Source organism: Oleiphilus sp. HI0080 (genome assembly GCF_001635135.1).
On sequence record NZ_LWFU01000439.1, the window covers coordinates 1 to 1,141 of the forward strand.

Annotated in this window: 2 protein-coding genes; one reads left to right on the forward strand and one right to left on the reverse strand. The window is 43.9% G+C overall.

The features are described from left to right. The coding region (locus A3751_RS08465; RefSeq protein ID WP_156492340.1) for a hypothetical protein at positions 1 to 230 on the reverse strand (230 nt) is incomplete at its 3' end. Positions 231 to 577: 347 nt separating this feature from the next. On the opposite strand from A3751_RS08465, the gene A3751_RS08470 reads away from it, so the two are divergent. After that, the coding region (locus A3751_RS08470; protein ID WP_197466241.1) for an enoyl-CoA hydratase-related protein at positions 578 to 1,141 on the forward strand (564 nt) is incomplete at its 3' end.

The window sequence follows — 1,141 nt, forward strand, 5'->3', positions numbered from 1 at the left end:
TCTTCTACCGTACCGACCGTAAATTGCACCACTTGCTGCTGTTCTTTGTCGGCTTGATTTGCACTGAAATTGTAGAAGCTATTTACGGAGTAGTAGCTGTTGATGGTCGCATCATAGACTTTGTCCATCGCGGCTAGCGCTTCTTCTTTTTCCATAGCCACAGCGTTAGTCGCCAAACATGTGCTCATAATAAGAGCAGCAATCGTTTGAATATGACGTTTTATTTGCATCGTTGATCTCCAGCTTGTATGCGGTGTTAAGCGTAAAAAAATGCGTTATTAGATCTAGTTTAGTTGTGATTGCCTAACTTACAACTTTGAAATACTGCAATAAGTGCTTGTTTTTTGGTGACTAAACCCCCACTTACTAATTAGGCATGAATTCTGTTGTTTGGGCTGGCTTAAAGGCACGCTTTCATTATTCGTTGACAAACGGATAATATTTCTACAAGGTACACGCCTCACGATTCAAACGATCGTATGAATTTTTGTTTTCTCACTCCATATTCATGGGGTTAAACCGATTGTCGGGCAGTTGTTGCTGTACTGGCATGAACTTATAACTTGGAGAACAGTTGATGATTTACGCAGGTAAAGCCATCACGGTTAAAGAAATCGACGGTGGGTTCGCACAATTGAACTTCGACCTAGAAGGCGAATCCGTTAACAAATTTAACCGGCTGACTATCGAAGAGCTAGGCGCTGCTGCAGAAGCACTTAAAGGCGCTAGCAATATCAAAGGTCTAGTAGTAACCAGTACAAAAGACGTGTTCATCGTTGGTGCTGATATCACAGAGTTTACAGATTTGTTTGCCGGCCCAGAAGAAGAGCTGATCGCAAACAACTTGAAAGCGAATTCTGTCTTCAGCGCAATTGAAGATCTTCCATTCCCGACAGTCACTGCAATTAACGGTATTGCGTTGGGTGGTGGTTTCGAAATGTGTTTGGCGACCGACTATCGTGTTATGTCGACGGGTGCAAAAGTAGGTCTTCCAGAAGTTAAGTTGGGTATCTTCCCAGGCTTCGGTGGTACGGTTCGGCTTCCACGTTTGATTGGTGCAGACAATGCGATCGAATGGATTGCGGGAACGAAAGAGTATCGCGCAGATGCAGCGCTTAAATATGGTGCGGTAGATGCGGTT